The 25,357-nt window shown below is 64.5% G+C and carries 22 protein-coding genes and 1 pseudogene; 15 read left to right on the top strand and 8 right to left on the bottom strand.

Features of this window, described 5'->3' with window-relative positions:
- Nucleotides 1-13: 13 nt before the first annotated feature.
- Nucleotides 14-244 carry a hypothetical protein gene (locus tag JS278_RS04165; protein ID WP_114044095.1) on the bottom strand — a complete coding sequence of 77 codons (231 nt, stop codon included), beginning with the start codon at nt 242-244 and terminating at the stop codon, nt 14-16.
- A 112-nt stretch (nt 245-356) separates the two neighbouring features.
- Complete coding sequence (locus tag JS278_RS16750; protein WP_220150038.1) at nt 357-749, bottom strand: ATP-binding protein; 393 nt, start codon at nt 747-749, stop codon at nt 357-359.
- Nucleotides 750-973: 224 nt separating this feature from the next.
- Here JS278_RS16750 and JS278_RS16335 point away from each other — a divergent pair, with 224 nt between their 5' ends.
- The 5 genes and pseudogenes from JS278_RS16335 to JS278_RS04135 all read left to right on the top strand — a co-directional run bounded on the left by JS278_RS16335 (nt 974) and on the right by JS278_RS04135 (nt 5,016).
- Nucleotides 974-1,453, top strand: a complete 480-nt coding sequence (locus JS278_RS16335) for a helix-turn-helix domain-containing protein (RefSeq protein ID WP_245935196.1) — start codon at nt 974-976, stop codon at nt 1,451-1,453.
- 767 nt (nt 1,454-2,220) lie between these two features.
- Nucleotides 2,221-2,874, top strand: a complete 654-nt coding sequence (locus tag JS278_RS04145; RefSeq protein WP_114044092.1) for a hypothetical protein — start codon at nt 2,221-2,223, stop codon at nt 2,872-2,874.
- Nucleotides 2,875-2,891: 17 nt separating this feature from the next.
- Nucleotides 2,892-3,011: pseudogene (locus JS278_RS16745) on the top strand (helix-turn-helix domain-containing protein); the annotation flags it as partial.
- A gap of 207 nt (nt 3,012-3,218) precedes the next feature.
- The gene (locus tag JS278_RS04140; RefSeq protein WP_245935195.1) at nt 3,219-3,929 is read left to right on the top strand and encodes an ImmA/IrrE family metallo-endopeptidase; all 711 of its coding nucleotides are present in this window, start codon (nt 3,219-3,221) and stop codon (nt 3,927-3,929) included.
- Nucleotides 3,930-4,083: 154 nt separating this feature from the next.
- Complete coding sequence (locus JS278_RS04135) at nt 4,084-5,016, top strand: hypothetical protein (RefSeq protein ID WP_114044090.1); 933 nt, start codon at nt 4,084-4,086, stop codon at nt 5,014-5,016.
- Nucleotides 5,017-5,624: 608 nt separating this feature from the next.
- Here JS278_RS04135 and mobF read toward each other — a convergent pair.
- The 6 genes from mobF to JS278_RS04100 form a co-directional block, all read right to left on the bottom strand.
- A complete protein-coding gene (gene mobF, locus JS278_RS04125; RefSeq protein ID WP_220150037.1) occupies nt 5,625-9,188 on the bottom strand; it encodes a MobF family relaxase in 3,564 nt (1,187 codons plus the stop codon).
- Between the two features lie 124 nt (nt 9,189-9,312).
- On the bottom strand, nt 9,313-11,088 hold the full coding sequence (locus JS278_RS04120) for a DUF262 domain-containing protein (protein ID WP_114044088.1): 1,776 nt from the start codon (nt 11,086-11,088) through the stop codon (nt 9,313-9,315).
- Nucleotides 11,089-11,126: 38 nt separating this feature from the next.
- Entirely contained in the window at nt 11,127-13,691 is a 2,565-nt protein-coding gene (locus JS278_RS04115) for a DEAD/DEAH box helicase family protein (protein ID WP_114044087.1), read from the bottom strand.
- A complete protein-coding gene (locus JS278_RS04110; RefSeq protein ID WP_114044086.1) occupies nt 13,684-15,330 on the bottom strand; it encodes an Eco57I restriction-modification methylase domain-containing protein in 1,647 nt (548 codons plus the stop codon). Before JS278_RS04110 ends, JS278_RS04115 begins: the two co-directional genes overlap by 8 nt.
- The gene (locus tag JS278_RS04105) at nt 15,327-15,983 is read right to left on the bottom strand and encodes an N-6 DNA methylase (RefSeq protein WP_114044085.1); all 657 of its coding nucleotides are present in this window, start codon (nt 15,981-15,983) and stop codon (nt 15,327-15,329) included. The genes JS278_RS04110 and JS278_RS04105 overlap by 4 nt, the downstream gene beginning before the upstream one ends.
- Complete coding sequence (locus tag JS278_RS04100; protein WP_114044084.1) at nt 15,980-16,234, bottom strand: helix-turn-helix domain-containing protein; 255 nt, start codon at nt 16,232-16,234, stop codon at nt 15,980-15,982. Before JS278_RS04100 ends, JS278_RS04105 begins: the two co-directional genes overlap by 4 nt.
- Before the next feature lie 144 nt (nt 16,235-16,378).
- On the opposite strand from JS278_RS04100, the gene JS278_RS04095 reads away from it, so the two are divergent.
- From JS278_RS04095 to JS278_RS04050, 10 genes are all read left to right on the top strand, one after another.
- On the top strand, nt 16,379-17,347 hold the full coding sequence (locus JS278_RS04095) for a helix-turn-helix domain-containing protein (protein WP_245935194.1): 969 nt from the start codon (nt 16,379-16,381) through the stop codon (nt 17,345-17,347).
- A gap of 202 nt (nt 17,348-17,549) precedes the next feature.
- Nucleotides 17,550-18,629 (top strand): ArdC-like ssDNA-binding domain-containing protein, encoded by a 1,080-nt coding sequence (locus tag JS278_RS04090; protein WP_114044082.1) that lies wholly within the window; start codon nt 17,550-17,552, stop codon nt 18,627-18,629.
- Nucleotides 18,629-19,549: a bifunctional DNA primase/polymerase gene (locus tag JS278_RS04085; RefSeq protein ID WP_114044081.1), complete on the top strand. Its 921-nt coding sequence runs from the start codon at nt 18,629-18,631 to the stop codon at nt 19,547-19,549. Before JS278_RS04090 ends, JS278_RS04085 begins: the two co-directional genes overlap by 1 nt.
- Nucleotides 19,546-20,337: a DUF2637 domain-containing protein gene (locus JS278_RS04080; RefSeq protein WP_114044080.1), complete on the top strand. Its 792-nt coding sequence runs from the start codon at nt 19,546-19,548 to the stop codon at nt 20,335-20,337. Before JS278_RS04085 ends, JS278_RS04080 begins: the two co-directional genes overlap by 4 nt.
- A 158-nt stretch (nt 20,338-20,495) precedes the next feature.
- Complete coding sequence (locus JS278_RS15795; RefSeq protein ID WP_147243147.1) at nt 20,496-20,729, top strand: hypothetical protein; 234 nt, start codon at nt 20,496-20,498, stop codon at nt 20,727-20,729.
- Nucleotides 20,730-20,826: 97 nt separating this feature from the next.
- Nucleotides 20,827-21,687 (top strand): hypothetical protein, encoded by an 861-nt coding sequence (locus JS278_RS04070; RefSeq protein ID WP_114044078.1) that lies wholly within the window; start codon nt 20,827-20,829, stop codon nt 21,685-21,687.
- Between the two features lie 6 nt (nt 21,688-21,693).
- The gene (locus JS278_RS04065; protein ID WP_114044077.1) at nt 21,694-22,704 is read left to right on the top strand and encodes a ParB N-terminal domain-containing protein; all 1,011 of its coding nucleotides are present in this window, start codon (nt 21,694-21,696) and stop codon (nt 22,702-22,704) included.
- Between the two features lie 32 nt (nt 22,705-22,736).
- Nucleotides 22,737-23,426, top strand: a complete 690-nt coding sequence (locus JS278_RS04060; RefSeq protein ID WP_114046104.1) for a hypothetical protein — start codon at nt 22,737-22,739, stop codon at nt 23,424-23,426.
- A gap of 15 nt (nt 23,427-23,441) precedes the next feature.
- Entirely contained in the window at nt 23,442-25,082 is a 1,641-nt protein-coding gene (locus JS278_RS04055) for a M23 family metallopeptidase (RefSeq protein WP_114044076.1), read from the top strand.
- Nucleotides 25,079-25,345, top strand: a complete 267-nt coding sequence (locus tag JS278_RS04050) for a DUF6112 family protein (protein WP_114044075.1) — start codon at nt 25,079-25,081, stop codon at nt 25,343-25,345. The genes JS278_RS04055 and JS278_RS04050 overlap by 4 nt, the downstream gene beginning before the upstream one ends.
- The last annotated feature ends 12 nt before the right edge of the window (nt 25,346-25,357 follow it).

The raw sequence follows: 25,357 nt of genomic DNA, 5'->3' as shown, positions 1-25,357 counted from the left end.
TGGGCGTCTGGCATCATCCGTCCCTGGGCCCCTCCGGCACAGTACCCCGGCGGTAGGTGAGGAATTTGGGGTCCGGCTCCTCATGGAGCATCCGGTACTTGAGCGTGTACTCATCATCGGCGACCGCGACCACGGAGAAGTCGGGGATGTCGATGCTGGACAGCTCGTCGGCGTAGTCGCGGCCGGGATCATGCCGGAACACCAGACTTCGGTGCGCGAACTCCTCCGCCAGAGGCGGAAGCACGCAACCGAACAAATTTATCGGCCTGGTGCGTCTTTCCTGTGCTGGAGGCACATCCGACCCGACTCGGTCAACCGGCACCCTTGCGCTTTGCTTCGGGACTTCTCCGGCAGGGTCATCTCCAGCAGCCCCCGTCGATGAACGGGACGATGTGCCGGGAGTAGTTCTGCGACAGCGGCTGCAGCCCAGCAGCAAGCAGATCGTTCCGGTGCACGGGTCCATTGACAGCTGCGCTCAACATGACTACTTCATGCCTACCATCATTGCTATTCGTGTAGTCATGATTCTGAACTACAAGTTGCGCCCTATGGTGCTCAATACGGATCGTCCCTGTGACGCGGTCATGAATCCGCTCGAACTCGAGGTGGGCAGCCCTGACCTCTGCGCTCCTACCGAAGACGCGCTGGACGCCGGTGCCCCACTGCTCCATGATCCCGGCTTCTCGGAAGATCCGCGCCCGTGACGCGTTGCGCAGACCAGGCGTCTGCCGCGTTGACTCGATCGTCATCCCCGGCGACAACAAGCCCGGACGGCGGCACGGCGGGCGTCCTCCATGTCTAAGTACAGCCTGAGCAACTGCATATCGCAGGTGGTTGTGGTGGTTGAGCTCATGGCCTGTTCCCCTCATCGGGGATCACCTGGAGAGGACCGGTCGGGAAAGGAGAATCCCTCAATCTTCCCATCGCTTCGGATGGGAACCGGTTCCTGCCATAGTCAGAGGCGCATCAGTGGGTGCACCTGCGTAGAGAGTTTGAGAACTTTTCCTCCGCTGCCCAAACCCTGTCTTTCCGCTGGTCGAGGGGTCACTATGCCCGTGTCGAGCGAGCCGCTGGACCCTCGCTGACGGACCTCCGCGGCCCGAACGTACGCGCGATTGAGACGGCTCAAACTTTTCTCACCGCGCAGCAGATCGACGACTTGGTGGACCTATACGAGGATGGGATGCCGATTGGGCAGATCGCGGAGAAGCTTGAGATCCATCGTCACACCGTCGCCCGGCACCTTGAGCACAGGGGCATCACCATCCGCGTGCGCGGCCTGGCGAACGAGCACATCGCAGAGGCGATCCGCCTCTATGAGGGCGGGCTGACGCTCGCTGAAGTTGGCCAACGTTACGGAGCCAGCGCTCAGGCCGTTCGCCGCGCGATCAGCGCCAAGGGAGTCACCATTCGTCCCCGAGGACGGAACCGACACCTGGTGGGCTCGGCATAGATGGCAGGGCGTTCGCAGAAAGCACTACGCGGCGTTCAGCGCGTTGGCATAGGTAGGGCTCCCCGACGCGCGGACCGTTCGAGCCACCGCCTGCGACCCAGCGTCAGAACGCTCACCGGCCCCATGACGATGAACTTCATGGCGTTCCAGGCAGCCACAAGGATGATCAGGTTCAACCAGCCCGGGCCCCCATCGGCAACTGAACGCGCACACCACACCACTACCGCAAGGTACGGGACAGCAAGAAGCATGGCTGGGAGGCCCCACTTGAGGCCGCGCCTGGTCCGGATGAAGTCCAGCAGGATGTTGGTGGGAAGGTAGCGGCGGGTGAGATCCCGAGTTCGGACACTCGCCGCCCAGAGAACGCAAAGCATGATCGGCCTCTCGTCACACGTAGTACTCCATCGAGGAGGCAACTTGTGTGATGAGCACCCGTGAGGGCTGTCCCGGAGGACCCGCAGATAGAGGACGTGCCTCACGAGCCATTCTACCCGTCAGACACCCGCACGCACCCCCCGATCGGAAAGTCGTGACAGCCAGGTGCCCCGCCAGAAAGCCGCCCTCCGCTACGCGAGCAACTTGCCAGCAACGCTGCTCTGCCATTCTCGCGGACTACCACTCCGTCAAGCCCGCTGCCCGTTGAGGCCCATGCCTCAGAGGGCAACGTCGATGGGCCCCTACTCGCTTGATCCAACCTGGAGGGCTGTTGCGCGTTTTTTGACCGCACTTGTGGTAGCATTACACGCATCTGGTCGAAAGGAGACCCCGTGACCGTCGCGACACTAGTCCCGCTCAGCCCGCCCAGCGACGAGCAACGGCTCGCCCAGTTTGGATTGTCCACCGAACTGATCCACATGGGCATGCGTCCCGGCTTAACCAGGGCCGCGAACCGTACCTCGCTGGCCTTGCGCTCTACCCCCGGAACTGACATCTACCATGACGGCATGGAGCAGCTCAACCGTCTGCTCGTTGAACGTGGATGGGATCTTGTGTACATCGACCACCAACCACGACTGTTGCATCCCGACAGAATCATGGCATTCACGATTGCCTCAGGTGTGGATGTCGCGAACCCGGATCGCAGGAAGCAGCCTTATACCCGCCGCAAGGGCGATGCTACCCGTAGCTCGCTTGATCAATCAGGAAACAAAACCGCATCTTTGTTCGAAGTGCCGGATATCGTTCAAGAAAAGAAACTGGTTGCCGCAACGGAGGCCGCTCCCTTGTGGCTGCTCATACACGAACGTACCGAACGCGGGATGAATCTTGAGCTCTCGCGCCCTGCTGTGATGACAGAGAGCGGACGGATCACAGACTGGAGCGACAGGATTCTGATCAAATTTCTAGATCTCGATGGCGACCTCACCGTATTCGACCACTCCGACGACGGCGACATTGACGTGAATGTCGAACCGCTCTAACCGACTTACTAACGACAATGTTCAATCCTTCACAGCTCCGATTGGCGCGAAAGCGTCGCGCACTTACACTGACCAAGCTCGCTGAACAGAGTGGGGTGTCGCTCCGCTCTCTGACCAGCTATGAGAACGGAAGGCAGCCTCCGAACACAGAGAACTTAGATAAGCTCGCGTCCGCTTTGTCTGTTCCGTCGACATTTTTCTCACGTGAAACTGTCGAGACAATCCCCGTCGCGGCCGCTAGCTTCCGCAAACTCAGCAAAACATCAGCCACGAGACGCGACGCCGTACTCGCCAACGCAAGTCTGACGGTACAGTTCTTCGGGACTGTCGCGACGAGATTTCGCTTGCCAGAACCTGAAATCCCATCTCTAGATAAGCTTGCCCCCGCAGAGGCCGCCGAACTGGTGCGCCACCGATGGGAGCTCGGCGACCGTCCAGTTGCCAATATGATCCACCTATTGGAAGCTAAAGGCGTGCGCGTAGCTGCCTTGGGTCATGAGTACACGGACATTGATGCGTTCTGCTTCTTCCGAGATAGCATCCCTTACGTATTTCTAAATACCTCCCGATCAGCAGAGCGTCAGCGCTTTGACGCCGCTCATGAACTCGGCCACCTCGTCTTGCACGGCGAACAAGACATGGATCCGAGTTCATCCAAGGAACGAGAAGCACAGGCAAATGAGTTCGCTGCAAACTTCCTGATGCCGAGTTCCAGGGTACTGTCTCAGTCCATGCGCGCCGCCAGCATCGATCGAATTTTGGCAGCTCGCTCCTTCTGGAAAGTGTCCGCAATGGCCATGACGCACCGTCTTCATGAGCTAAATCTTCTCAGTGACTGGCAATACCGAACCACGTGCATAGAACTTTCAGACCGCGGATATCGATCTTCGGAGCCTGGGGGTATATCGGCGGAGAGCTCACAGCTGCTTCGCAAAGTCATGTTCGGATCAGCAAACAAGGTCACAATCTCCGCAGCCGCAAGGTCGCTTGACCTGGAGACAGATGACGTGGCGGAATTTGTGCGTGATTTGGTTCCAACACTAGTAGGAGCGTAGTGGTATATCCAGACACGTCGCACTGAAATTCTGCTCAGAATCTCATTGCCTCCGAAGGCCTTGACTTGTCTCACAGAGTAGCGCTACAGGAGAGGTCACGTCCGGTTCAACTCAACTACTGCATACATCTCAACCTAACCACAAAGGAGCCCGCATGGGACGCCGGACGCTAACGGCATCAACACTCACATTTCACCAAAAACGCAAGCGTAATGCCTCAAGTTATGCACCTGCGGATCTTGAAGGAGAAGATCTGCTGAAGCTGTTTCAAGACTGGGCAAACGATCTCGGCGTCGAAACTTCGCAGGATGACAGGCATCAGAGCTGGGTGAGTATTGCAAATGTGCGAAGTGTCGCACCACGGGTCGTGCTGCTAGATCTCAGGGTCGGCTACTACGGAGAGCCTGGTGAAATCGTTGACGTTACCAGCGGCGATACAGTCGGAACCATTCTTGATGACCAAGCGCCCACTGGAGCAAACCGAGCCCTCCTCTTCGTCCCAGAACAAGGCGCTACTGCATACTACTTGGCTGAAGAGTCGTCACGTGGATCAGCCGGAGCACGAGTACTGCGGCTGTTCAAGCGCTATTTTAGTGACTACACGGATTTGATTACGATGACGACTCAGACTGTCACAGAGAGCGAAGCGTGGTCGAAGGGTGCGAAGCTGAAGGAGGTCGAAGTTCGATTGAGCGGACATAGTGCGGACATCGCAGATGGACCGCAAGTTGAAGTTGGAACAATCTCCTATGTCGCTCGCCCAGAACGTCGGAATGTTTTTCCTGGCCGTTTGCTTCCACAACTCCATAAGAAGGAGGTGGTGGGCGAACTGGTTTCAGTGCCTGACCTGCCCGATGGCAGCGATGTGTACGTCACTATGGAGCGAGACGGCCGAACAAAGAAGTTCATATTGGGATCAGAAGGCGCCCCTGCAGTTCGTGAGGTTCTTAACGATGCGAGCCAACCAGTGTTGACGGATATCGAACTACTTGAAACTTGCTCCGAGAAGGTCTCTGATATGTGCAGTAGAAATTCAGATGTCTGGATTTCTGACTGGAGCAGGTTAGGAAAACATGGTGATGAGTGATGAGCAAGTCGTCACTGTTTGGTATCCCTAGAGATCACTTTAAGACGCTTTACGATGCTCAAACCGGTAAGGTCCGCTGGAGGGACCTGACGAGCCAAATTGTTGTCCCGCTGGTTTGTGGAGCCGTGACTGCGCTTAGCGGGGCGAGGCTTGCTGATGTATCCGCGGCGGTTGCAGGCATATCTATTGTCGCTGGCCTCTTGTTTTCAATGGCAGTGTTTCTATTTCAGCTGCGAATCTCACTGCCAGACGATCGGCGTCTTCTACCAAAGGATCTTGATCTTATTGACGAATGCATGAAGAACACTCTGTGGGCGATTGTGTGGGGATTGACGCTCGTGCTCTTCCTAGTAGTCGTCGGCGCGGGTGGATGGATCTCAACGGACGGTGCTGGACCTATTTTGACGGGAGTCACCGTTGGCGCCTCTGTTCATTTCTTGCTCGTGATTGGCATGTGTCTAAAACGCCTTCGTCGCGCTTATGAACGGATAGGAATGAGGCGCGACTAGAACCCTTCTTTCAATTGAATCGTTGGGTTTCCTCTACGACGACGGATGAACTGCTCCGAACGATTTGGCACCAATGAATCCTCAAGTGTTCCGTATCGTTCATATTGAGAGACGCACGACCCGTGACTCTGAGCGTCGCGCAGCATCCTCGTTCTGAGGTCTGTCTGTGGCGACCGTACGGGCCGCGTCGAGCGCTGCCCGGGCGCGCGCCGCGTCGACCTTCTGGGCGACGGTATCAACCTGGGTGCCGAGTGCCGCGTCGGTGGTGACGTGGTACCGGTCTCGGTAGGCGGCCACCACTCGGGCGGAGCGCCGCCAGGTGGCCAGCTTCCTGGAGTTCGTGGGCTGCGGTCCCAGCTGCGCCAACCACGGCGCTGCCTGGTCGAGTGCACGGTCGAGGACGGCGTCGGCTCGGGCTTCGATGAGGTCTCGGCGTTCGTTGAGCGTCTGCCGCATGTCACTGGTCATGGCCCCGGTGGCTTCCGGGATGAGCCCAGCGATGAGGCGAGGTGCCTTGCGGGTGCGTCCTGATCCGGCTGGGCGTGCGGTGGCCATGGCCACTCGGTGGTGAAGGACGGCTGCGACGTCCTCGGCGTCTTCGAGCCGTCGCGCGCGAACCAGCTTCGGGAGAAGGGCATCGACGTTGTGATAGTTCGCTTCCGCGCGGCGCAGTTCTGCGGTGAGTGGCCCGAAGGCGTCGGAGGTAAGCACGTCGGCGGCCTGGGTATAGGTGAGGCCGGAGTTCTGGATGAGGGTGGCCCAGCGGTCGTGTTGGGCGGCTGCGGCGATGGTCTCGTATTCGGCAGCGAGCTGGGCGATCGAGCCCCAGGTCTCCTGCTCGGCGGTGATCTTCTCGTGGGCCGATAGTTCTGCGCCCGCGTGTTTCAGGACGCCGTACAGGACAGTGCGGCCGGTGGCAGCCTGGTTCTCGCCAGGGTGCGGAACGTCATGGGCCGGATCGGGTTGGTCAACGGCGACGTAGGTGACGTTCGCGTCCCGTCCTCGGGTCATGGCCACGTACAGGTTCTCCCGAGTCATCGCCGAATCGACGAGAACGTGGGCGGTGTCGGTGGTGATGCCTTGTGCCCGGTATGAGGTGACCGCGTACCCGAGTTCGATGTGCTCAGCGACGTAGTCGGCGGGGACGATGACCGTCGCACCCCACGTGGCTCCAGCGCGTTGGAGGGCGATGGACCCATCGTCACGGACGTCCATCACGTTCCAACGGTCGCCGTTGCGCACCCATCCGCGCCCGGCCCTCAAGCGCCTGTCATTGCGTCGGGTGATGACGACATCCCCAGTGGCAGCGCGAGTGCCGTCGTGGAGACCTGCTTCGCGAGTCCCTCGGACGACACCGTCAAGGATCAAGTCGGTGCGCGCGCGAATGTTCAAGGCGGTGACCGACTCGTTGGAATCCGACACCAACACAGTGGCCTTGCCTGCCAGCAGATCTGCGCGCCACGCGGTGTAGGCGGAGTCGACCATCTCCTCGGTCTCACCATCGCGGATGCGGTCATGAACGTCGTAGGTGTCGATGATGTCGGTGTGGCCGTGCCGTAGGTCCAGAGAAGCGGTCTTCTCCCACGCATGGGTAAAGCGGTGGACATCGACGAGTTCGGGCGCGTCGCCTCGGTCATGGACCAGGAGCCCGAATGCGCCACCCGCATCAACGGATTGGAGCTGGGCGTAGTCGCCGACCAGCAGCACCTTCGCGCCCGCCTCGGCTGCGAGACCGGTGATTCGGTCCAGGGAGAGTGTGCCTGCAAGTGAGGCTTCGTCCACGATGACGAGTTGCCCCGCGTGGAAGGTGGCGCCCGTGGTCTGGTGGGTCTGCCACCATTTCGCAGTGTTCTCCGTCGCGATACTCAGGTCCTCTGCCAAGACCTGGGCGGCACCCGCGGACGGCGCCAGCCCGACGACCGAACCTGAGCCGTGCTCGCTCTCCCATGCTCGACGCAAGGCGTTCATCGCAGTGGTCTTCCCAGCACCTGCGGGACCGACCAGCACGTCCAGGACGCGGCCAGAAACCGCGATCCGTACGAGGGCATCTGTCTGGTCCTGACCCAGCAAGCGTCCTTCGGGGTCTGGGCGCCTGGCGATGCGTTCCATTGTCCCCAGGCTGACCGTCGGACCGGTCGTGTCGTGACTGCGCTCAAGGAGCCTGTCCTCAGCGTCAAGGAGCTGGTGGGAGGAGTAGATGGTGGAGTTCTTCGGCCTGAAGACCGAGGTGGCGTCCGGGCGGCGGAACGCGGCGGGGCTGGAGGCCAGCTCGAACGGGGTCAATCTCAGGGACACTGCCTCTGCGGCATCCACGACCAGTCCGACGATGGCTTCGCGGTCCTGGGCGGTGGTGAATCGGTAGTCCATGGTTTGGCGGGCGGCTTCGGCGGTGAGGTTCCAGCGTCGCCAGGTTGAGCGTTTCTCGCCGACCGCAGCGACGACGCTCTCACCGAGGTTGCGGACGATATCGAGGGGGATGTCGTCGGCCCGTAGCAACAGCGGCTGCTCGTTGGCTGCAACCCGGCGTGCCCACCCGGTTGCATCCTCACCCAGCACAGTGGCAGCTCGGTTGCGCCATTTTGCAGTCAGGTCTGCCAGGGAGTGCACGGTCTTCTCGGGGCGTGTTGAGAGCGTTGCTTGGGCGCGCAGCTTCATGATCGCCGCGGCCGACGGGCGCCGCCCGTGCTCGGCCACATATTTGTCTATCAGCCGGTCGGTTGCCTCATCGATGTGTCGTGCACGCGTGGAGAACTCCGCAACCAGCTCCTCGGGAACGTCGGCAATCGACCATGCCGGATTGCGGTCACGGCCACGGCCACGGGCACGCGACTCCCACTCGACCCCGAGCATCCGCGTCAGATGATCGGCAAAGACTGCCTCGTGCAGCTCTGAGAGAGCCACGGTAGCTGCGTGCAACGGCCTCCCGTCCAAGGATCTCCACTTCCCATCCAAGACGGTCTGAACCTTGTTGCTGATCACCACGTGCGTGTGAAGGTGCGGGTCACCAGCACGGGAGTCGTAGTGGTCGTAGGCGGTGGCTATGACACCGCGAACGTCAACCTGAGCGACCGCACCGTCGCCAGCGTTTGCGCCGGTGCGAGTGGCTGCAACCTCACGCTCCATGTAGGCGATCATGTCCGCAACCGCGTCGTGATGCGCCTGGGCGATCAGGGATTGCGTGCCTGCATCCGCGACAGCCCACAGCACACTGGCGGACTTGGGGATCGAGAACGTGAAGTCGAACCCTGCAACCGCCCGCCGCGTCCCGCGTTCGGCTTCTTCGCCCTCGATTGCAGTGATTGCGCGGGCGCGTGCTGCCGGATCAAGGTGCGGATCGAGAGTTGCGGTGCGCTCTTCGACGCGTTGCGCAACGGTCTTGTAGACCGGATAGGCGCGGCCCAGCGGCGCACCCGTCACCGGGTCACGGCCCATCCCCACCAGGAGCTGGAGCTGAGCTTCACTGACCTCGTCGCCCGACGTGATCTGACCGGTCCCGAGCGCTGGGAGACCGCTGCCCATCCATCGACCAGGAGGAGTGCCCTCCACGTTGTAGTAACGGGTCAACGGCGTCGACAGCGACCGGTCCCCATCCCCGGCGGCCACGGTGCGCAGGAGGTACTTGTAGCCGTTCCCGGCCGACATCACCCGCATCGACACCGTCACGCCCACTCACCTTCCCTCCATCAGGAAGAAGGTGAGCTACCGGGGCCACCGAACCTCGATCTGCAAGAGGCGTGGCGGCTCGGATGAAGGGTCGATTGGCGGCGGCGGTCAGCGCCAAGCAGGCTCAGCTCTGATGTGCGCTTTCTGCTTGGCTCGTCGTTCCGAGCGCTGTGACGAGCCGGGTTCGGATGCGCTGCTTGCGCTGGGCGAAGAACACCGGGAATCCCTCCAGGTCCAAGGGGAGGTTGTCCAGATCATTCTCGGCGATGTAGGTCGCTCGCTTCTCGGATGTCGGGAAGGCAGCCTCGATCCACTGCGCTGGGAGCGCATCCTGCTTCTCGATGTTGGCGGTGCCCGCAAGGAGCTGGAGGTTCGGCATGAGGTTCACCGAGTTCAGGTAGTCGTCGATCTGGTCGGCAGGCACACCGGCCGCCGCGAGACGCTTTCGCGTGAACCGTGACTTCGGGAAGATGTGGTCCTCGTGGAACTTCTTACCCAGGTCCAGTCCTGGGTAGAGGACGGAGAGCACCGCGAAGGTGCGCTGCCCGCCGTACTTGAGGTTGAGAAGTTCGTCGATCTCGGCATCGTCGAAAACGAGTCCCTTGCCCACGGCAGCCATTGCAGTCTCGACTGCTTCGATGGGGAACCTGCTGGTGGAGTTCGTGCGGAGGACGTCTCGGAGGCGTGTGAGGAGCGTATCGAGCCCGGACCCCCAGACGCCGCGCTTGATGAGCGAGCGTGTGACCCAGCGTTGCAACGTGAGCCGGTCGACGGCGTCGGCTGTGGAGTCGAGGTAGGAGTCACCGGCGCCGCGCAGGTAGAGGTAGTAGGCCATCGGGATGATGACGCTGTTCGCGGTGAGGTTGCGCTCGTTGAAGCCGAACTGCTGGAGCAAACTTGCTGCGCGGAGCAGGGCCCCTTTGGTCTCGGGCCACGCCGCCTCGACCTTCGCCATGTTCGTTTGAGTGAAGTTCTTGACCTTGAACTGGACGTCCACGCCTGCAACCGTCAGCGCGGTCTTGAGTACGACGTCCTTGGAAAAGGAGAACTGGCGTCCCGCACTGGAGTTGAGTTCAGCGACCAAGGACCGGACCTCCTCGCGTGCGTCGAGTTCTTGCCACTGGTTGGTGGCCATCGACAGCAACAGATCGGAGTAGGACAGCGTCGTGCCGCCGCTGTTGACGCGGACGAAGATCTCCAGCACCTTGTCGGCATCTTGGTCGGTCACCAGGAAGTAGTTCATCGGTTTCAAGTCGCGTACGGCGCGGTAGAGGTCGTAGAGACGACGGGCCGCCGTCCGGTAGTCCGAAATCCCTCGCTCGGCGACCTCATCCATGATGGCCGGACCGGAGTCATCGAGGCCGAGGACGGCGCCGACCCGGTACCACTTGTCCTCTGCTCCGTCCTCTGCGGCGGCCTCCTTGTCGGTGAGGAAGCGCAGGTCGTACTTGAGGCCCAGTTCCTCATCGTCGGGGTCGTCGGTGAGGTTGAGGTAGAGCCGCTTAGTGGGGAACGCGTCGACGCTGTTCCACCACGCGTACTTCTTCTTCTCCGCGTAGCTGCCGTACAGGGCGATGTTCAACGCGGTGAGCCGCTGCTGCCCGTCCAGAACGGCCGTTGTTCCGCTCCCTGTAGGGACCGTGGCCTTGTCTGCGTACGGGTTGTCGCGCTCGTGATAGTTGGTGAGGAACTCGTAGAACGTGTAGGACTGGGCAGTCTCCGGCTCCACATTCCACAGGAGGAACGACCCGACCGGGTAGCCGCGCATCAGGCTGTCCACCAGCTTGGCTATCTGGTCGGAGTTCCAGACGAACTCTCGCTGTATCGCGGGCAGCAGGTACTCGCGCTTGTGGATCGCGGTGAGCATCTCCTCGATGCTGCGCGGCGTCTGGAACGACATGGAGCGGAACCTTTCGATACGGCCGTCGGGTGGGACAGTCAGTGGGGGTCGTAGATGGAGACGACGGTGTCGTAGAGGCCGTAGTGGCGTAGGCCCTTGTGGGATTCGATGCCGGTGTAGGACAGGGAGGAGTCTTCGTAGCGGCGGAAGGCGAAGACGGCCTGGTTCATGTGGGTGGCGTTGAAGACTCCGAGGTTGACCAGCAGGTTGAAGTCGGCCACGGTCAGGCCGGTGACGGCCTTGAACAGGTCGGGCTCCAGCTTGGTGATGACGTCCTGGAGGGTGTTCTCCCGGAAGTCAGTCAGGTACATGAACGCGGGGATGCGGGTCGCGAACTTGACCAGCTTCTCCTGAATCTGCTTCCGCTTGGACTTGTACTCCTTCTCCTCGTCGGAGAGCTCCTTCTTCTCCTTCGGCGTGAGGTCCTCGCCCCGGTCCTTCTTGGTGGCTTTGACCTGCTCGGACTTGTTGACCACGGTCTCGAAGATCGCCGACCCGAGGGCCCGGAAGCCCTCGATGTTCATGACGGCGTTCATGGCGTCCTCGTTGCCCATGATGCGCCGCAGCGTGTCGTTGTCGACGTTGACGAGGATCGCGGACTCCCACTTGCGGGCCAACAAGGTCGCGGACGTTCCGGACATGGCGATGTCGAGGATGCCGCCCGCATCGACCTGCGTCATGTTCGACCCGTCGTAGGCCAGCACCGGCAGGAACTTCACCAGCTCCTCGACCGCGTGTTCGGGGTTGGGGGCTTCTGGGGACAGGCCGATCCCGTAGTCGGAGATCTGGCGCAGCGCCCGGGTGGGCGCGAAGTCGAACACGAAGCAGGCTGGCTTGAGGATCAGCTCCTCGCTCGGATCGTCCCCGTCGGGGTTCTTGATCGACCACGGGGACTGGACCCGGAACGCGGCCTGGAAGTAGGTCTCTGGCGAGTTGAGGTTGCGCAGCATGAGGATCGACGACCACTGCTTGACCGTCACCCCAGTCGTCAGCTTCCCGCACGACAGGGTGATCGTCTTCGTGTCGTGCCCATCCTTGATTGCCTCGCGTACCGGCGGCAGCGCGTCCAGACCGATGCCCGCATTGGGGCCCGCGACGGTGAGCACGGTGTAGTCGTGCCAGTACACGTTCTGCCGCTCGGCCAGCAGGTTCTCCATCGCCTGGCAGGAGGCAACCGTGGGCAGGAACCAGAACGAGTGCTGAAGGTACGGCAGCAGCCGGGCGTCCGAGTACGGGAACGGCGGGCGGGTGCCCATCCGCATCGCGTCGAGCTGAGTGGGCATGTGGGCGCCGCGGATGATGTCCAGCCACTTCTGCACATCCGACTTGTGCACAAACTCCGCCATCACGCCCGTGCCGGTGGCCTCGAAGAACGCATTCAGATCAAACTCGTCGAACTCGCCCTGACTCGCCACCGAGATCAACTCATCAGGCATCTGGTAGGTGAACAGCCGCATCTCCGGCAGCGCCCCGTACGGATTCCACACGCCCGGATGCTCCGCCGCGTACTGCTGTTTAGCTCGCTGCTCGTCGGTGTAGGTCCAGTTGAAGATCTGCTCCTCAATGAACTCACCAGTCGCCAACGCCTTGAACGGTGTCCCTGACAGGTACAGGTAGGCCCGTGTCGTGATAGGCAGGAACTCGTCCTCGTCGTTGCCCAGCTCGTCGAGTTCCTCATCGAACGCGACCAGACCATCGTGGTACTCGGCAGCCAGCTCCTTCCTGGCGACCTTCTCGTCCTCGCCCTCGAACAGTTCCTTCGCCGACTCCCGCCACGCACCGAAGTGGTACTCGTCGAAGATCACCAGGTCCCACGGTGTGGTGTGGACCCACTCGTTCTTCGCCTTGATCAGCCCCGTCTTCTTATCCCGCCCGAGCAGGTCCTGGAACGACCCGAAGTACACGAGCGGCCGATCACGGTCCATCTGGTCAGGCGTGCCGCCAGTGGCCTTGGATAGGTACTGCCAGCCATCGAAGTCCGCGTGCGATTCGAGGTCGGTCTGCCAGGCGTCCTCCACGGCGGGCTTGAACGTCACCACCAAGACCCGGCGGGCCCCCATCTTCTTGGCCAGCTGGTAGGAGGCGAAGGTCTTGCCGAACCGCATCTTCGCGTTCCACAAGAACCTGGGCACCGCGTCAGCGTCCTCGGCCCAGATCGAGTCGTAATACTCAGACGTCTTCTCCACGGCCTCGGCCTGCTCGGGGCGCATCGCGAACGTCTCATGGTGCGTGCCTGAAAGCTGGGTGCCGGTGCGCAGCTCTGTGATCGCTGTCCGGACGTCATCAGGCGAGCACCGCATCCACTCCCTGGCCGACCCGAAGACCGGATTCTCGAAACCCTTGGCGACCAGCCGGCGCCGGACGTCAGTGTCGCGGAAGATCGAACCATCCTCGCGTTCGGCAGACTCGTTGACGTGAAGGGTGTACGGCTGCTGCATCTGACCCTGCGACTCGCGGATACGCTCGTTGACGTCCGCCTTCGTCGTCTGACCGACCTTGATCAAGCCCACATAGTCGGCGGGCGGATCGTTCGGGGTCCACGCATAGATCCGCAGCCGCGCAGCGGGCTTCTCGGGAAACAGTTCCTCGTCGGGCTTACTCATCGGCCAGTTCCATCGGGCGAATTCGAGACTCTATGCAGTCGATCTCGTCCTGGGTGAGGTCGTACTTCGCATACAGGTCGGCGTCTGTCCACTCCTGATCCCACGTCTGCAACGGCACCCACTGATAGGTGGAATGCGTCGCGTGCTGTGTGATCTTCCGCAGGGAGACGAGGAACCGGAAGAACCTTGTCGCGTAATACGAACGTATGCTGCGGATCTCGGTCTCTGTCTGGGCATAGAAGAACAGGAACGACTGCGTGCAGACGGACGGTGAAGGCGCCATAAGTGAAGGACCGAGGACAAGGTCGACACCTGTTCGTTCCCGCTCCCGCCCAGAACCAACCTCAGGGACGAGGAGCTTCCACGTGTCGATGAGTTCGGTGCTCTTTGTGACTTCCTCGCGAGCGATGTAGCCAGTTCTGCGCTTCATCGACTTGATGTAGTACAGAGGCACGTCGCCAGGTTTGGCTACACTGTGGTAGCCGGTGAAGTTTGAGGTCCAGCCGAACTCCTTGTCTCGCGCCAAGATCGTGTTCACGGACGGCTCTCCGTGGGCGATCACTTTGCGGAGAATGGGGAGGGCGCGTGCGTCGCGGACGAGGATGTCGAACTCGTTGAGCTGTCGTAGCTCGGGGCCTGTCTTCTCGCCTCCCCAGATGCTGGTGACGTTGCAGCGTCCGTCGTAGTTGAGGTCCCACAGGAAGTAGCAGGCGCCGCCGTTGATGCCGACCTCTGAGAAGACCTCAGCGGCGTTGGGGTAGTCAACGAGGTCCCGGATGTGGGTGTCGTTGAGCATCGTCTTGCGGAAGTCGTTGAGCCCCAGGCCGGTGGCCATCCACCGGGAGGGGATGACCATCGTTAGGTAGCGAGGTTCAAGGCGCTTTGCCTGCTCAACGAAGTGCTGGTAGATGGGGACATCGCGTGTTCCGCCGTCGGAGCCGAGCTGGTAGGGCGGGTTGCCGATGATGACGTCGAACTGCATGGTGTCTCCGAACAGCTCGCGGATGCGGGCTTTGATGTCGTCGGTGTGGATGAAGGCGTAGGCGTGGGTCTCCAGCTGATCGCCTCGGTTGTACGAGTCCTCGCTCGCTCCGCAGTAGCGGCACTTGCGGTGCGTGTAGACGACCTTCTCGTCTCCGGTGAGTGGGTCGGCGCGGTATTCGCGCGTGCCCCCGGTCCAGGTGTGTTCGGTGCGCTGGAACCAGATGTTCCCGTCTTCGCTGTCGAACGATGTGGCGATCGAGTGGGGACCGTTGGCGTACTTGGAGCAGTACACCGACCGGCGGGCCAACAGGGCGGTGAGCTGGGTGATGCCGATGCCGTAGACCTGACGGGTGAGGATGTGGTCAACCCTCTGTGCCCGGTCAGGGAAGACGCGGTAGAGGCCGTCGGTGAGGCGGCGGGTGATCTCGCGCAGGAACACGCCGGACTTGGTGAACGGGTCGAGGAACGTGACGTTGGGGTCGGCCCAGATGTCGGCGCCATCGTGGGCGTCAGCCCACCGCTGGGCGAGCAGGTCGAGCATGGCGCCCGCCATCTCGGGCGGGGTGAAGACTTCGTCGTTGGACAGGTTCGCGATGCAGGTGAGCACGTCGGGGTTGTGGCCGCGCAGCGCGAATGGGGCCTGGGTGATGCTCATGCGGCATTCACCTGCCCGGCCAGGTCCGCCACCGACATCGTCGGGTACGTCGTCTGAGGGGCGAAGAGGTCGGCTCCCATGTCGGCGAACAGAGACCCCTCGGCCTCCCAGGCGGAGCGCTGAGTCAGCTCGTCGTAGCGGAAGTCGCGGCGCTGGAACTTCCCTTTCCCCAGGTACCCCCATTCGGCGAACGTGATCGGCCCACCACTCGGAGTGGTCATCGTGAGAGCGTCACCCTGGACAATGTTCACCTCCAGCACCGCCCGGGCGGCGCGAGCCCAGTCGTCGGTGTCCTGGTCGATGCCGAGGAACGCGTTGAACAGGGTGGCGAGGTTACTGCGGCACTCGGCGGCATTGTCGGGCAGGAGTTCAATGCCGTACGTGCACATCAATGCGAACAGCGCGTAGTGGCGCTTCTCGAAGTCACTCTTGCCATGCTTGGCGGCCACAGTCAGGAGCTTGCGGGTCAGGACGGGCACGAGGAAGTTCCCCGACCCGCACGCCGGCTCCAGCACCCGGGAATCGATGCGTTCGGATTCTTCCTGGACGAGGTTGAGCATGTCCTCGACCATCCAGGAGGGGGTGAAGACTTCGCCGTGGTCGGCGACGCGCTGCTTGGACTTGACCAAGCGTTCGGTCTCGTTGGCGCTCATCGCCCCTCCTTCCGTTTCGACTGGGTGCCTGCCTGCTCAGGGTAGGGGCCACCACCGTCATGAGTGTGCGGGCTGTCGCTGGCTGCGGCGCCGGTGCGCACCCACTCGTCGACCTCGGTGGCTTGGCACTTCCACAGGCGCCCGATCTTGTGGGCGGGCATGCCCTTGTCGGCGATCCACGCATACACGGTGTCTTTGGTGACGCCGAGGTGGGCCGCGATCTCGTCCGTGGACAGCCAGGGCTCGCTCACGAGGTGCCTCCTTGGATCGGTAGGAGCAGCACAGCTCCAACCGGGCCCAGTCTAGCGGATCAGACCGTTTCAAATCGGGTTTGAACGGGAATCAACCGTGTTCAATCCCCGTCGAATGGGGTGTGAGTGCGAGACAATGGGGGTATGGAGAGGATCTTCCCGGGCAGCGCAGGAGCTGTCAGGCAGCGAGCACCCGGGCCGATCCATGTCGAGACCGAGTCCTCCACCCGGGTGGTGGAGCCGGTGGCGTACACGTGCCTGCGGTTCATGCTGGTGCGGGAGGGCCGCCTGTTCGTGCACTCTCGCCACGGGACGGCACATGCCCGGCCGGGGATGCTGGTGATCGTGTGCGCCGGGACCCTGTGTGGGGCGATCCCCGAGCCCAGCGCGACGGTGACGACCGCGTTCGTGAACTTGGACTACCTGCTGGACCAGCTCACGTGGCGGCTGAACGGGCTCCTGCGGGATCGTCACGAGGCCGAGCTGATCGCCGCCAAGGCGTTCCGCCACAACATGTGGGCCACCACCCCGCCCGCCGAGGCGACGGCTGACATGCTGGACCTGCTGGACCGTACCGAGGCCATCCAGAACGCTGGGGGCGGGTTCTACGACATCGAGTCCGTGTTCGCCGCGTTCCTGGCCGACCTGGTGCCGCTGATGCCATACCGGGAGCTGCCCGGCGAACCGGTCGTGTCCCTGGCCGGGGACGGCGTGGGCGGTAGGTTCCCGCCGCTTCGCCCGGAGATCGTCGCCGTCGGGGACGCCATCCACGCCGACCTGTCGCGCAGGTGGTCGCTGGAGGACATGGCGCAGGTCGCCCACATCTCCGGGCGGCACCTGGCGCGCGTGTTCAACGAGTCCTACGGCCTGCCGCCGGTGCAGTTCCTGGCGGCTCTTCGCGCCAAGGAGATGGCGCGCCTGCTGCGGGAGAAGCCAGGATGGTCGGTGGAGGCGGTGGGCCGCCAGGTCGGCTGGGAGGGCCGCTCGCATGCCCGCCATCAGTTCGTCCGCGAACTCGGGCTGTCGCCCGATGAGTACCGGCGGCGGGCTCATGGTCTGGATCTGGCCACACCTGGACCGGAAACGGACGAGAACACCCCTGACCCCTCGTAGAACCCACTATCGCGTTGCTATGAGTGGAGGATGCGTCAGGTGTCACGCCGGGTCCCTGACGGCCAACCCCGCCAGCGACCCCCAGCGTTGGGCACCCGTTTCACAACTGTACTGACCGTCACCGTCTCGCAGGACTCCTCGGCGCACCTCATGGCCACAGCCCCACCCCGGGGCACGGGCCGTGAGGCGGGAGGAGCGCGAGATGACATCACGAGGAGAGGACCAGCAGGCGGCCCGTGAGGCTCGCCTCGACGAGCTGCACGACAAACTCACCACGGCCGTCGACCAGCTCGTGTCTGGTGAGGACTGGAAGCGTGCGCTGGCGTTCGCCGCGAACTTCCGCTCGCGCAGTTTCAACAACACGCTGCTGATCTGGGCCCAACACGCCGCCGCCTTTGAGCGCGGCCTGGTGCCCGAGCCAACCCCGTCATACGTGGCCGGATACAAGCAGTGGCAGGGCCTGGGCCGCCAGGTCCAAAAGGGCCAGCCGGGCTATCAGATCATCGCTCCCGTGACGGGACGTTTCGCCTCGGCGAGCCCGCAGGATGCCGAGTCGTGGCGCAGGTTGGGGAAGTTTGAGAAGCCCCGGCCCGGTGAGACGGTGCGCTCGAAGATGGTCGGGGTGCGCCCGGCCTACGTGTGGGACGCCTCCCAGACCGCAGGCGACGACATCCCCGAACCGCCCCGCCCGCACCTGCTGGAAGGCGAAGCCCCCGCAGGTCTGTGGGAGGGGCTGGCAGCTCAGGTGAAGGCCGCCAGGTTCACTCTGGCCGAGGCCGCGTCGGCCTCGGAGATTCATGGGGCGAACGGGGTCACCGACTACCTCGCCCACACCGTCACCGTCCGGGCGGACATGGATGCGGCGGCCCGCGTGAAGACCCTGGCGCACGAACTGGGGCACGTGCTCATGCACGGGCCGGACAATCAGGAGGCTCGGCAGCATCGTGGGATCGGCGAGGTTGAGGCGGAATCCGTCGCCCTCATGGTCGGCGCGGCTCATGGCATGGACACGACGAGCTACACGATCCCGTACGTCTCCACCTGGGCCGCGCAGGTGGAGGGACGCGAGCCTGCCGAGGTCGTCAAAGCCACCGGGGAGCGCGTCCGGTCGGTCGCGCTGAAGATCCTCGACCAACTCGACACCACCCAGGTCGGCAACGGCACCCCACCCGGGCTGGAACGCGACACCCCAGCGCGAGAGGCGACGCGGCAGACATTCGCCGCTGACCGGCCAGCACCGGCGCGACGCGAGCCGGTGCTCGCTGAGGCCAGGAGCCTGTGATGCCCGGACTGTCCGCGTTCACACAGGCGCTGATGCGCATGCCGCCTGGCGCCTCGATGGGCGAGGCGGCGATGGCGCTGGCATCTGCTGGCGTTCCCGTGTTCCCGGTCGCCGTGAATGGGAAGCAGCCGATGACCCGGCACGGATTCCACGACGCCACCGCGAACCTCGCTCAGGTCCGCGACTGGTGGTCGGCGTTCCCGCGGGCGAATGTCGGGATGCCGACGGGCGCCAGCTCGGGGGTCGTCGTGGTGGACGTGGATGTCCACGGGCCCGCCAACGGGTACGTCGCCCTGGACCGCGCCGACAACGCAGGACTCCTGGCCGGGTGGGAAGGCCTCATCCAGACGCCCACCGACGGGCTCCACGCCTACTACCCAGCCACCTCGGGCAGCGAGCAACGATCGTGGCAGGTCGCACGGGCGGGCATCGACTTTCGCGGGGACGGCGGTTACATCATCGTCCCGCCATCCAGCCGAATCATCGACGGCCAGCGCTGCGTCTATCGGCTAGAGCAGGTGACCCGCGACCAGCCTCAGCCGCTGGATGCGGGGCGGCTGCGCCGGTTCCTCGATCCACCACCGCCGCGGACACACGGCCCGGACTCGCAGGCGATGGATCACGGGGTCGACGTTGAACGTCTCGCCGCCTGGGTCGGACGCCTCCAGGAGGGCGAACGCAACCACGGATTGTTCTGGGCAGCCTGCACCATGGCCGAACACCACGTCCCACCCGGGCAAACACTCGATGTCCTCACCACTGCCGGTGGCCAGGCCGGACTCTCCGTGCGCGAAGTGACCGTGACGGTGCGCTCGGCCTACCGCACCGTCACCACCGCACCCATCAGCCCCAGTGCTCCGGCTGCGGCGTTGGAGCATCCGCCGCCCAGAATGGCGGTCCCGGTTCGGGGCCTGCCATGAACGCGATCCCGGGGCACCGCTGGGCAGTGATGACGGCCGTGGCGGGAACCGTGTTCATCGCAGCGGGCGCCTTCTGGCTCTCCTTCACCTCGCTCGCCGACCTGGCGCGGCGCTCGGGGATCGGTGCGGGCCAGGCATGGGCGTGGCCACTCATCGTGGACGGCATCATCGTCGTCGCCACAGTCGCCGTCGTCGCCCTGGCCGGAACCCGCACCTCCTGGTACCCCTGGGCCCTACTCATCGGCGGGGCCAGTGTGTCCGTGACGGCCAACGCGATCCACGCCGTCATCGCCGCCGACGCCGACGTCCCCAGCATCCTGGCCGGTGCCGTCGCCGCGGTCCCTCCCGTCGTGCTCCTGGCCATCACCCACCTGACCGTCATCCTCACCCGACCACCCGAACCTCACACCACAGCGGAGCCTCCCGATGGTGAGTTCCGCCCGTGGCTCGACATCGACGACGTAGCGCCAGTCGATTTGGTGCTTCCCGAAGCCATGCCGTCACCGGCGCCCGCCTCCGACGAGCCCGACGGCGAACCCACACCCATCGGCGACGACTTCGGCCTGGAGCCCTCGGCGGATCGACGAGAGCGCGCCGCGGGCCTGCACGAAGCGGGGTGGTCGAACAAGAAGATCGCCCGCCAGCTCGGCGTCCACCCCTCCACGATCGGCCGCTGGCTCACCGCCCACACCGCATCCCCAGACGACGAGTCCGCCGACGAGACGGACACGAACGACACATCCGAAGGCCTGAGTGATCAGGACACCAACCACGAGGAGAAGTCATGAATACCGACGAGCAGACCCCCAACCCTCTAGTCGGGGACGTCGCGGGCGCCGCTGGCACACCGGACGCCCTCGAAGCCCGCCACACCGCCCAAAGGGACAATCCGGCGGTCGACCCGGCGCTGAGCCGAGAGCACCGAGTGGGGCGTGGGGTGGAGTGGGTGCGTCCCACCGACCTGATGGCCCGCACCGGCTCGCGCATGGCGGGCGCGGGGATCGACTTCCAGGCCGAGATAGCCCGCCGATCCCGCCACGCCGCCACCACGAGCGCCCGCGCCCTGGCGGTGCGGGCCCGCAGGCTGGCGGTGCGGGCCCGCAGGCTGCCGCCGGTCTCCGCGTTCGGCCGCGGGCACGCGGACCGCGCGACCACCCGCGATGCGGTCGGCATCCCCTGACCCCCAGCGGCCCGACCCGCAAGGTCGCCCGTTGCCCCGCTCGCTTGGCGGTGTGGGAGCCGGTGCGCACCTAAGGGTCAAGGAGGTGCCACCAACCATGACCACCACGATCAAGCACCCTGAACAGGGCGAGGACTTCACGACCAGTGAGGGCCTGCGCCACGTCCTCGTCCGGCTCCACGAGGCAGGCCCAGCCAGCTGGGAGCACGACCCCACCGCCGCCAGCCTCGTCGCCTTCGCGGCCGACAAATACGCAGGGCTCGCCCGCAAACACGGGCTCGACCCATGGGAGGCCGCCAGCGCCGCCTTCGAAGCGATGCGCAACGAATCCACCCGCACCGCGCGCGACCCCTGGGCCGTGGTCACCCGCGCCGTGCAGATCACCTGCGTCGCCGAGGAACGCGGCCAAGGCCTGCTGTGCTCGACCCATCAAGCCCGCCGCCGCAAGTACGAGGATGTCCACGACCCCGAGCGGATGTCCGACCGGGAGACCCCACTGTCGGACTACCACCCGTGTTTCCACGTCTACGACCACATCGACGACCCCGACACGGAGGATGAGAGTGATGGCACCGGGCCGCAGGCCGAGGAGCTTTCGGCCCTGAACGCGGTCGATGAGTGCGTCGCCTTGTTCACCGGGCTCGGCTGGCCGCCCGACACGGCCCGCACCGCGATCCACTACGTGACCACCGCCCTGTCCAGGACTCGCTCGCGGATGTCGGCCTACGAGGCGCTGCGCCACGACAAGTACGCCCTGGCGTTCCTCGACCTGACGCGCAACACCTGGGCAGTCCTGCTCCACGCCCTGCTCGGGAACCCGCACCCCGCCTTGCAGGCCACGCCTGCCGGGCGAGGGGTTCTCATGCGCCTGGTCATCGGGGAGCCCGTCTGCTCGATCCTCCACGATGAGGACCTCATCCTCTCCATCGCGCTGGCAGCCCCGGGCAGGGCCAGGTGACATGCCATGGCCGCAACCGACGGGCACATCGAACTGGAACGGACCGTGAGTTCGATCCAGATCGGGGCACGCCACCGCCACGACCTCGGAGACCTCGACGCCCTCGCGGCCTCGATCCAGAAGTACGGGCTGCTCCAGCCGATCACCATCACCCCCGACGGCGTCCTCGTATGCGGAGCACGCAGGCTCGCGGCAATCAGGAGGCTCGGGTGGGACACCGTCCGAGTCTGGGTGCGCTCAGGCATCTCGGACCCGCTCGCACACCTGCTGGCCGAGCAGGACGACAACGTCCTGCATAAGCCGCTCACCCAACTGGAGCAGGCTGCCCTCTACCGGGAGATCACCGACCTGCTGCGCGAGGACGCCGAACGACGCCGAGAAGCGACGAGGTTCTCCAGTGACCATCAGCCCGGAGACGACGGTCCCGCAAAATTTGCGGGACCGTCACAATCGTCTGGTGAGCGCAGGAAACAGGCAGCCGACATGATCCCCGGCGGCGCCTCCTACGCCACGCTGGACAAGGTCACCTGGCTCCAAGACACCGCCAACGATCCCGGCCAGCCCGAGCACGTCCGCCGCCAGGCTGCCGAAGAGCTGGAGAAGATCGAGCAGGGCGCGCCCGTGCATCCGGCATGGCAGCGCGTCCGCGACCTCACCACCACTGTCACCACCTCCCGCTCACAGGACGCGGCACGCCTGGCCGAGGAGGCGCTCGCCAAACTCCGGTCCGAGCAGCGCGCAGGAAAGAAGCGTCCTGTCACGTCGCGGACGCAGACGCCCGTCGTTGAGGATCGGGAGGCGTGGCCGCCTCGCACGTTCGTCCACACCTGGCAGTCCTTCACTCCCACCTGGTGGGACCACTTCGACGTCGCCGTCCTGGTCGACAAGCTCACCAGCACCGAGATCGACGAGTTCCTCACCTTCGTCGATCAGGCCACGGCCTTCGCAGACCAGATCCGCACCGCCCTCACCAGCCCGGCAGACGCCGAACAGCGGCCCAGGCTCACGGCCATCTGACGAGCCGGGGGCGCGTGGCGTACCTGCCGGTCATGAAGACTCCTGCTGACCTGCGCGCCCGACGCCGACTCATCGTCCTCATCGCCACGGGAACGGCACTCGTGGTACTGGTGGTGTTCGGCGTCTACGGACTCCTCACCGGCCCCACCCGGACGCCGACGGAGAACACGGCCCCGACGACCGAGACATCTTCGCCTTCGGCGCCATCGCCTGGCGTCTCACCCAGGCCGTCGCGGCCGGTGGTGCCGCCGGTGCGGGCCAGCCGGGACCCGGAGACGTTTGCGGGCACTGTCGCCCACGCCCTGTTCACCTGGGACACCACCACCGGGCTCATGCCCCTGGACTACACGTCCGCCCTCCTCGACGTGGGCGACCCGACCGGGACCGAGCAGGCGGGGCTCGCCGCCGACCTCGCCACCTACCTGCCCACCCGACAGGCCTGGGCCAAGCTGCGCCCCTACGCCACCACCCAGACCCTCGCCATCGACTCGATCCGTGTCCCGGACTCGTGGCCGCAGGCCGTCCAGCAGGCGCACCCAGGCCAACTCCCCGAAGGCGCTACGGCCTACACGATCCACGGCACCCGCCACCGCGACGGCACCTGGAACGGGAAACCGACCTCGGCCGAACAGGACGTGGCGTTCACGGTGTTCATCGCCTGCCCTCCCGGTAGGGACTGCTACCTGCTGCGCCTGTCCGGGCTCGACAACCCATTGGACTGACAGGGGGGCCACGTCATGTTGAAGAAGCTCACCATTCTCGCCGCCACTCTCATGTTCCTCGGGCCCACCCTCGGACTCGTCGGCGTCGCCCTGGTCATGAATCCCGCCGCCAACGCCGCCTGCACCACCACCAGCGGCCCGGGAGTCGCGGTCGGGAATGTCCCAGAATCGCTGGAGGTGACCACCGCGGCCGGGGAGACGTTCACGCTCAACCACCAGCAGCTCACCCACGCCGCAACCATCATCACCGAAGGCTCCACAATCGACGGAGTCACGCGGGACGGGCTGAAGATCGCCCTCATGGCCGCGCTCACCGAGTCCACGCTGCGGATGCTCGCCAACACCAGCACCTACCCCGAATCCGGGGACTACCCGAACGACGGAAACGGCTCCGACCACGACAGTCTCGGCCTGTTCCAGATGCGCCCCCAATCCGGATGGGGCACCGTCAAGCAGCTCATGGACCCCACCTACCAGGTCAAGGCGTTCTTCGGTGGCGCCACAGGCCCCAACTACCCCTCACCCCGCGGGCTACTGGACATTCCCGGCTGGGAGCAGATGGGCCAAGGCGAGGCCGCCCAGGCCGTGGAAGTCTCCGCCTACCCCGACCGGTACGACAACTACGCGCCCGTCGCCGAGAAGATCCTCACCACCCTCACCACCGGCGGGATGGGTGATGGCCCTGGCGTGGCACCCGTGGTGAAGGGTGAAACCTCCCGGGTCGTCTTTCCACTCCCGGAGGGCACCTGGGTGCAGACCTCGCAGTTCGGGCCAAGAGTCGACCCGATCTACGGGGAATCCCGCATCCACTCCGGCATCGACCTCGCAGCCCCGCAGGGCACACCGATCATGGCTGCCGCCGACGGCACCGTCACCGTCGCCCGCTACACCGAGGCGGGCGGCGGGATCATCGTCATCGAACACCACATCGACGGCACCACCCTGGCCACCGCCTACATCCACATGTGGCAGACCGGCATCCACGTCACCCCGGGGCAGAAGGTGACCGCGGGCCAGCACATCGGCGACGTCGGATCGTCCGGGCACTCCACCGGGCCACACCTGCATTTCGAGGTCCGCCCTGGCGGCACCGACAGTGAGGCCATCGACCCCGCGCCCTGGCTGAACCAGCACCACGCTGCGGACCTGCCCGAAGCCACCGGCGGCACCGACAGCCACGGCTGCTCAACCTCCACCACGGCGGGCGACCCCGCCGCCTTCCCCGGAGGCAACCCCGACAAGCTGGTGGACGATCCGACCACCGGAGGGCAGATCACCGCGCGCATGGCCTACGTCATGGCCCAGACGAAGCAGGCCTTCCCCGACACCTCGTGGTCCTGCTACTCACCGCGCACCGGCACGAAATCCGAGCACCCACTGGGGCGGGCCTGCGACATCACCTTCGGCAACCCCATCGGGAAGCGCCCCACACCGGCGCAGCTCGCGGCCGGGTGGGAGGTCACCAACTGGGTCAAAGACCACGCCAAGACGCTCGGCGTCCAGTACCTCATCTGGCAGGGCACCATCTGGAATATCGACCGCGACGCCGAGGGCTGGCGCCCCTACAACGGCGGCGGCATGCACGACCCCACCGACATCACCGGCGGGCATTACGACCACCTCCACATCACCGTCAAAGAAGGAGCCCTGTCATGAACGTGTTCCCCAACTTCGACGGCCTGAGCGGCATCGGCGACCTGAAAACCGTCATCGGCGCCGCCCTCACCATCGTCCTGGTCATCGCGGTCCTCATGATCATCGTCTCCGCCATCATCTGGGCCATCGCCACAGGAACCGGCAACACCAGCGTCGCCGCCAAAGCCCGAGCAGGCGTCCTCGTCGCCCTGGGCGCAGCAATCCTCGCCGGGGCCGCAGTCGCCTGGATCAACTGGCTCATCCACCTGGGCCAGCAACTCTGAGTCGCACGGCGA

Origin of the sequence: Acidipropionibacterium virtanenii, from assembly GCF_003325455.1 — a bacterium.
GTDB classification, from domain to species: Bacteria; Actinomycetota; Actinomycetes; order Propionibacteriales; family Propionibacteriaceae; genus Acidipropionibacterium; species Acidipropionibacterium virtanenii.
This window is presented reverse-complemented; position numbering and strand designations above follow the sequence as displayed.